The 7981-nt window shown below is 35.3% G+C and carries 10 protein-coding genes; 7 read left to right on the top strand and 3 right to left on the bottom strand.

All coding sequences use genetic code 11. From position 1 onward, the window contains the following. The first annotated feature begins 141 nt into the window (after positions 1-141). The 6 genes from ABN217_RS00985 (at position 142) to ABN217_RS01010 (ending at position 3736) form a co-directional block, all read left to right on the top strand. A complete protein-coding gene (locus ABN217_RS00985; protein WP_072068506.1) occupies positions 142-480 on the top strand; it encodes a GlpM family protein in 339 nt (112 codons plus the stop codon). A 54-nt stretch (positions 481-534) separates the two neighbouring features. After that, entirely contained in the window at positions 535-765 is a 231-nt protein-coding gene (locus ABN217_RS00990; protein WP_349458973.1) for a DUF6500 family protein, read from the top strand. Between the two features lie 104 nt (positions 766-869). Then, positions 870-1085, top strand: coding sequence for a hypothetical protein (locus ABN217_RS00995; protein WP_006533140.1), 216 nt, complete (start codon positions 870-872; stop codon positions 1083-1085). 352 nt (positions 1086-1437) lie between these two features. Continuing rightward, on the top strand, positions 1438-2571 hold the full coding sequence (locus ABN217_RS01000; protein WP_196553702.1) for a hypothetical protein: 1134 nt from the start codon (positions 1438-1440) through the stop codon (positions 2569-2571). A 184-nt stretch (positions 2572-2755) separates the two neighbouring features. Beyond that, entirely contained in the window at positions 2756-3037 is a 282-nt protein-coding gene (locus ABN217_RS01005) for a hypothetical protein (RefSeq protein ID WP_349458975.1), read from the top strand. A gap of 243 nt (positions 3038-3280) precedes the next feature. Continuing rightward, positions 3281-3736, top strand: a complete 456-nt coding sequence (locus ABN217_RS01010) for a GNAT family N-acetyltransferase (RefSeq protein ID WP_197269057.1) — start codon at positions 3281-3283, stop codon at positions 3734-3736. A 144-nt stretch (positions 3737-3880) separates the two neighbouring features. Here ABN217_RS01010 and fliT read toward each other — a convergent pair whose 3' ends face one another. Genes fliT through fliD form a run of 3 tightly spaced genes read right to left on the bottom strand, consistent with a single transcriptional unit; the run spans position 3881 to position 6134 of the window. Further along, entirely contained in the window at positions 3881-4234 is a 354-nt protein-coding gene (gene fliT / locus ABN217_RS01015; protein WP_072068502.1) for a flagellar protein FliT, read from the bottom strand. An 18-nt stretch (positions 4235-4252) separates the two neighbouring features. Continuing rightward, positions 4253-4651 (bottom strand): flagellar export chaperone FliS, encoded by a 399-nt coding sequence (gene fliS, locus ABN217_RS01020; protein ID WP_023581844.1) that lies wholly within the window; start codon positions 4649-4651, stop codon positions 4253-4255. Between the two features lie 19 nt (positions 4652-4670). Next, positions 4671-6134, bottom strand: a complete 1464-nt coding sequence (fliD, locus tag ABN217_RS01025; protein ID WP_196553699.1) for a flagellar filament capping protein FliD — start codon at positions 6132-6134, stop codon at positions 4671-4673. A gap of 387 nt (positions 6135-6521) precedes the next feature. Between fliD and ABN217_RS01030 the strand changes: the two genes are divergently transcribed. Beyond that, positions 6522-7592, top strand: a complete 1071-nt coding sequence (locus ABN217_RS01030; RefSeq protein ID WP_196553698.1) for a FliC/FljB family flagellin — start codon at positions 6522-6524, stop codon at positions 7590-7592. Positions 7593-7981: the final 389 nt, after the last annotated feature.

The raw sequence follows: 7981 nt of genomic DNA on the forward strand, positions 1-7981 counted from the left end.
GATGGTGAAATATACAGCATTGTGGGTTTTATTATCGTCAAAGGATCATATTATCTTAAACCACAAAAAATAAAATCAGCTCACATACAAATATGAATAGGTATGATAGTACTAAGGTTTTTATAACGTGATGAAAGAATAATGGGATTACTGGTTAAAGCACTGATAGGTGCATTTGTCGTGGTATTAATCGCTGTTTTATCGAAATCTCGCCATTATTATATTGCGGGACTAGTTCCGTTATTTCCAACTTTCGCGCTTATTGCACACTATATTGTTGGTTCCGAACGCTCTATTGAAGCGTTACGCACCACTATTATTTTTAGTCTATGGGCGGTTATTCCTTATATGGTTTATCTAATTTCACTTTATGTGATGATTAACTATGTGAAATTATTTACAGCACTGGCTACGGCGGTGATCTGCTGGGTTATTGCTGCTTGGTTACTTATTCAACTATGGAATAAATTTCATGGATAGCGCATTTGTTCTTTCCTATTTATTCCCATGTTGAAAAATAAAAGTAGAGAGAATATGAGAAAATTACTACAACAAAAAATAATTCAAATATGTAATGACAAGATTTCAGCTAAAGGAGAGGGCGTGGGATTATCCTTTTATGCTTTTTTTACAAATAAAAATGACAACCCTGAATTATTAATGGAAGTCGCAACATGGTGGATAATGACGCATAAATTGGATCACTTTGAAAAAGCAGTAAAAATAAAAAAATTAGTACAATCAAAAATGGAATATCACGCCTGATTTTCCTGCAATACGGTTCATTTTTTTATAAAACAATTTTATTAAACTAAAAATTATTGATTATTATCACATTAAAGCGAGTCATAAACCGCTATGGTAATTACATGATTAATAACGTAAACGGTGATGATATGGAATATTGGTTTATTGCGTATAAAGTGCGTTCCAGAAATGGTGATACCTACGCCGGACATAAAATTGTAGAAACAGAAAGTGGGATCACACCCCATATTGCGTTAGATAAAGCATGTCAGGAAGTTGCTGAAGGGGCACAAGCTGATATTCCTGCGGTGAGAGTAGTTGCTTTTAATCGTTTATAAGACATTCTACCTAATAGAAAATCCTGCATTTTAGTTATGTGGGATTTTTTTTATTTAAATTTAAAGGCTGGTTATATAATGTACTTTTTTATAAGCCGATTTACTAATAGAAATAATAAAAAATAAGAGGTTCATTTATATTATTTAATTACATTGATCTGATAGAGTTTTTTCATTTCTTTTACTTAAATAAAATTCAATTATGTGATCTCGACTCTGCTAATTCATTTTTTATAATTGAATAAAAAAAGGCTTATGGGTAATGTGCTGGTGGGCTAAGGAATAGCTCAATACAAGGAAATAAAAATCATTAGTTTGATTTTTTGGTCATTATTAAAAGGAAATTTACACTATGACAGTATTAACCGTTTATTTATGTGGTACCGGCTCTAACTCATTTGATAATAATAACCCTACCTTCTGGCAAGGGGAATTAGTTGCCACTTTAGCGCAAAATAACCAAGGACGAGAGTTTGCACAGTGGTTTATTGTTGATGGCCCTGGTAGTGGTAATCTACAAGAAGATGATTTATGGGTTGAAAGTCCTAATTACTCTGATATTAAAGGTTCTCTTTTTGGTAGTGGTTGGGAAGAAAACGTCAACCATGCGCTTTGTTTAATGAAAGGTAACTTTGATTGGCAACGTGAAAAATTGACAGAAGAGCAGTATAATCAGCTGAAAAAAGCCGGCATTCCTATTGAAGATGTTAAGGTAACAGGTTCTTTTTTATGGCGCAAATATGACTATGGCGATCGTCATGTCACTCAACAGCAACTCCAGCAACAAATTATTCGTATTTTTCGCAAAGATGGCATTATTCCAACACAAGTTAACTTAGTGGGTTGGAGTCGTGGTGGTATTACTTGCCATATGCTAGCAAATGCGATGTTGGCAGATCCTCAATTAAAAGATATTCCAGTCAATATCTTTGCTATTGATCCTGTTCCAGGTCCTCTGAATTTTCAACCTGAAAAAGTAACCTTAGGTAAAAACGTCAAAGAATATGTCGGATTTTATGCAAAAGATGAACGTTCAAAAGGATTTACATGTGTGATCCCAACGGTTTCATCTGAGACTAAAATGCATATCTTCCCTATATCAGGACGTCACGCTACATTGGTGGGTAATGCGTCTATTGATGGAAGTGAAGGTGAAAATGCATTATATGCACCAGGTTTAGTAGTACGCCATTTTGCAGAAATTTGTTTAACTCGCTGGGGTTGTGACTTAGCGAATAAATTAGCCTTAACGGATACACAAATTATGAGCTATCACACCGATATTGCTAATGATGCAGATAAATATACAGCAATGCGTCGTAAAACCTATTCTATCTATGAAAGCACAGGTAAAGATGAACGTAAGGTTTCATTAGGTAAAGAAGGTAAAGCATTCTCTGAGATCTTCGGCGTACAATATAATCCATCAGCAGGTTTAACTGCAGATTATTTATCAGATCAGCAACTTTATGACGTGATTAAATAAATTATTATTTATCAATTTACTATGATCTAATATGTCGCCCACATTAAGTGGGCGATTTCTATTTCAATCATGATCACATTATTTATCATTGTTTCTTACTAGGAAAATGATTGTTGATTTAATATACTTCCTTTCGAGAGCTAGCAGAATTTCATTAGACATAGACAGACTGTAGGAGGTTTCTATGCCTGAATTTACTGTTAGAGTTGAGTTATACGATCCTGAAAATGCAGATTATGTGTTATTAACACAAAAGATGGAAAAAGAAGGATTTAAAAAAGAGATCCATGGTTTAAAAGGTAAATATATTCTGCCTCTTGCTGAGTTTAATTACCATACTGAAACTAAAGATCATAAAGAAGTTATCGAGTTGGCTTTTTCAATTGCAGAAAAAATAACCTTAAATCCAGCCATTTTAGTGACTGAAGTAAAAAACAGAGCTTGGAAAGGGTTAGAACGACTCTAAGATTATTTTTATAGAAATAGATAAGCAAAGTAATAAAGGCTCGAGGGGAGTCTGAACGTATTAAAATTAAAGGTTTTATTGCCTATTCTTCAGTATTGGATATCTATTCTTCTGCGTTTTTTACAATAAAAACGCACTATTCACATCACTATTTTACTCTTTATATTAAACAAATATCTTGTCGATGATATTGCAATTATCATTGATTGTTTTTTTATTACTTTAAGTCACGGGATAAAGCGCATGAATTGGATTTTAAAATCATTTACACAACTAACGACTGATGAGCTATATGCTATTTTAGCCTTAAGAAATCAGGTTTTTATTTGTGAACAGCAATGTGCTTATCAAGATCTGGATGGGGTAGATCAAAATGCCTTGCACCTGTTTACAAAAGAGGAAGAGAGCCAGCAATTTATCGCCTATGCACGCTTATTACCTCAAGGTATCGCGTTTAAAGAAGCCTCAATAGGGCGAGTGATTGTTGCTCAAAATCAGCGAGGGAATGGTATTGCTCATCAATTAATAAAAGAGGCAATTGCAACTACGTGCCGTCAATTTAATACCCATACAATTAAAATAATGGCACAGGCTTATTTAGTGTCATTTTATCAATTACATGGTTTTGTTATTGATTCAAAAACGTATCTTGAAGATAACATTCCACATATTGATATGGTGTTAGTACAGTCTGTTTAATCGGTGTAATCAAAAAACAAATAATAAACAAGGTAAAGGTTGATCCTGACGTTACCGATAACAAATTAAGCTGAATAATAAGAGTGATTTTTTCTAAGTAAAGACGCCATTAGCTAATAAAACCGCTTTTGGCGCAGAGGAGAGTTATTTAAGATTGAGATCAGGATAATAACTATGTTCTGTAAACTGACCATAGCTATTTTGTACCCTCTGCTCTTGTTCAGTCTGTCTAATTAACACGCCGAGCTCATCTAGACGAGCCCGTAATAAATTTCGCGTCTCATTTTCGTTTTCTAAGATTTTCTTTAGCATATCTGTGAGGCGTTGTTGTAGTCTCAGCTCACCATCTGCAGGCTTTATCATCTTAGTGATATTCTCTACGCTTTTTAAATAATCCATTTCCATTTCTATCAGCTTGTCCCATTGCTGATCTTTGGCAAGCGTTAACATTTGCTCACTTGATTTTAAAACCTGCTCGTAAGCCACCATAATATCCATATTGTTGTCCACTCTAATTTAATAAGAATTAATCTGTGTGCCGATTTGTTGCCAAGCATCAGAAATTTCAGTTAAGAGCTTGATGACTTCATGAATTTTTTCTGGGTTATTTTTTAAGTTGGCATCGAGTAGCTGATTAACCATATAGTCATAAAGGAGCTCCAGATTCTCTGCAAGCTCGCCACCTTTTTCTTTATCCAGACCTTGTTTTAATCCATTACCAATAATATTAATCGCTTTAGAAATATTCTCGCCTTTACCAGCGATATTTCCTTGTTCCATTAATATTAAGGCACGGCGAAGGGCGCTAAGCGCCCCATTAAATAGGATCTGGATCAGCTGGTAAGGCGTGGCATTTAAAATCTCGCTTTCAACGTCGATTTGAGCATACATTTTACTGGCTGATTGTTGATACATAGTGTCCTACTTTTAAAAATTACATTAATAAACGGCCGATTGAGGCACTGGAGTTAGTCATGGAGTTGACCATTTTATCTAACTGTTGGAACTGGTTTTTATAACGTTCCATCGTGGCCGCAATATTACGTTCCGTGTTTTTAATTTGGCTATCTAATGTTTTCTTACGTTTTTTCACGCCATCAGTGGCGATATCTAACGTACCATCATTAGATTGTAGGGTTTTCTTTAGGTAATTATAGGTTTGAGTACCAAAACCTGTTTCTTTACCGTCACCCATAAAAAACTCTTTCACGTTAGCAGGTTTTTCTTTTAACGCTTCATCCAGTTTTTTACTATCAATATCTAAAGAGCCATCAACCTTAAATTTAATACCCATTTTATTCAGGGTATCTAGGTCTGATGTATTTTGTGAGCTTGTAACAAAACTCTTTAGTTCAGACATAATCATACGACTGGTGGTATCACCCAGTAATACACCATTATCTTTTGATGCTGCTTCGCCTTTCTCTACTTGGGTATATTTAGTTAGAGATTTATAAGTGCTGTTTAACTCGTTATAAGCCTCTGTCCAAGCTTGGATCGCTTTTTTCATTGGCTCAATATCACGAGCAACGTTTACAATTTCAGGCTTATCTGCTTTGTCTTTATTATCAAAGGTTGTTTTCTTTAGATTTAAAGTGATCCCTTCTGGTGCATCTTTAATCTCATTCGTCTGGCGCTCAATATCAATACCATTAATATTGACAATAGAGTTTTGAGCCTTAACAACCTGTGTCATTTTGGATGATTTATCAACCAAGTTAGAATCAGGATTGGATGGGTCCGACAGTTCAGTATTTTTAGGGTCATAATTAAGGTATGAAGCGAGATCATCGTCACCAATTACCTCAATTTTCATTTCAGATTTTGTACCTTCTTTGCGAGAAGTTAGTGTTAAATAGTTTTCACCATCTTTCGCTTTAACAATACTTGCTGAAACATTACCTTCTTTTTTATTAATCGCATCACGTAATTCAAGAATAGACGTTTGATCATCGTTTAATTCAATACGTAATGGCTCTTTTTCACCTTCTTGTGTGATGATAAGAGTGCGCTTATTACCTTCACCTAATGTTTTACCTAATGATTTTTTAATATCATCGACAGGTTGTGTTTTCAAAGATTGTGACTTAGCTAATTGTTCAACAGAAATAGTGTAGTTACCCACACTGGCTTTGCCATCTGTAGTCACTTTAAAAGCATCAAATTCATCATCGACTTTTGTTGCGATAATTTCGTCGAATTTTTTTAAATTTTCTGACGCTTTTTGTAGCTTATCGAGCTGCCCACGAATTTTACCGTAAGCGGTAATTTGCGCTTCATAGCTTTTCATCTGTTTATCAAGGGGTTCAAGGCGTTTATTTTCCGCCGCCTCTAACTGTGCCAATGTTTGACTTAGAGGCATCCCTGAGCCTACGCCTAACGAAGTAATACCAGCCATACTGGTCTCCTTTCTGTGTTCGTAAAATAATCCTCAAAAAGCGTTATCGGTAGAATCGGCGAAAAGTTTACGTCTATTTGGTATTTTTGATGAGTGAAACAGGCTGACATATAGAAGCCTTTTATTGCCATTGGTGACCAAAGTCGAATTTAGAAGGGTAGAAAAAGGGGGGAGACGAAAATTGATAAAAATTTAATAAAAAAATAATAAATTAATTTCTTTGTTTATCATTGGCTTGACATTAATTCTATAAAAAAACGCAGAAATATTTGTAGGAAAAGTTAAAGGTTGTATGTGGGGTGCCGATAAACTTGTTGCCGGTGATTAACACCGAAAATGAATAGGCAAACTTTTATTTTATCGACTTGATTTTAAAGGAATCTAGCTATGGCACAAGTCATTAATACCAACTATCTATCTCTGGTAACTCAAAACAACCTGAACAAATCTCAGGGAGCTTTAGGAAGTGCAATCGAGCGTCTGTCTTCTGGTCTGCGTATCAACAGCGCTAAAGACGATGCAGCGGGTCAAGCGATTGCTAACCGTTTCACTTCAAACGTAAATGGTTTAACTCAAGCTTCACGTAATGCGAACGATGGTATCTCTATCGCTCAAACTACTGAAGGTGCTCTGAACGAAATCAACAACAACTTACAACGTATCCGTGAGTTAACAGTTCAAGCTAAAAACGGTACTAACTCTGCATCAGATATCACTTCAATTCAAAACGAAGTTAAAGAACGTTTAGATGAAATCACTCGTATTTCTGAACAAACTCAGTTCAACGGCGTTAAAGTACTGAGCGGTGAAAAAGCTGAGATGGTTATCCAAGTCGGTACTAACGATAACGAAACTATCAAATTTAACTTAGATAAAGTTGATAACGATACTTTAGGTGTTTCAACAGATAAACTGTTTGAAACAACTCCAGCAGGTACTGCGAAAGCTAAAGGTGATGCAGTTGCAGCCGCTGATATCGAAGCTGGTGCAGCATTTGACGGTATTAAATCTGCGACTAAATACGTAGAAGCAGGTGCTGAAGTTGCTGATAAATATGTAATCACTAAAGATGATGGTACAGAAGTTGTTGCTGGCTTGAAGGGTGATGGTGCTGGTAAAGTTGCAATTGATGGTGCTGAAGAAGCATTCAAAGCAACTGATGGTAAAGCTAAATTAGACGTTAAAGATGACGCTTTAGCAACATTAGACAAAGCTATCAACACAATTGATGAAAGCCGTTCTAAATTAGGTGCGATTCAAAACCGTTTCGAATCTACTATCAACAACCTGAACAACACTGTTAACAACTTATCTGCTTCACGTAGCCGTATCTTAGATGCTGACTACGCAACAGAAGTTTCTAACATGAGCCGTGGTCAAATTCTGCAACAAGCTGGTACTTCAGTACTTGCTCAAGCAAACCAAGTACCACAAACTGTTCTGTCTCTGTTACGTTAATTCGTACTCTGACACAAAAGATACCTTTCTATATCAAAGGCCCTCATCTGAGGGTCTTTTTTGTTTTTTATATTTAAACCCACTCTTTTTTAGTTTTATTTTTTCTTTCGATCATTTACTCTTTTTTTTGCAATCAATTATTCCTTACAAATTAGCCATCTGGCTTTTATTGCTATTTTCGCGACGCCAAAAATCGTAAAACCCTCGATATTGATGACGATAGTGTTTAGGCAACGTTATTACAGAGACGTAATAACCAACCTATTCATTTAAAAATATTTTAAAATCAAGTCGAAGGAATATTTTATGGCACAAGTTATTAATACCAATGTACTGTCTCTAACAACTCAAAATAATTTAAACCGTTCTCAAAGTGCACTGGGTAACGC

The sequence above is a fragment of the Proteus sp. fly-1067 genome, from assembly GCF_040139345.1.
Taxonomy (GTDB): domain Bacteria; phylum Pseudomonadota; class Gammaproteobacteria; order Enterobacterales; family Enterobacteriaceae; genus Proteus; species Proteus vulgaris_B.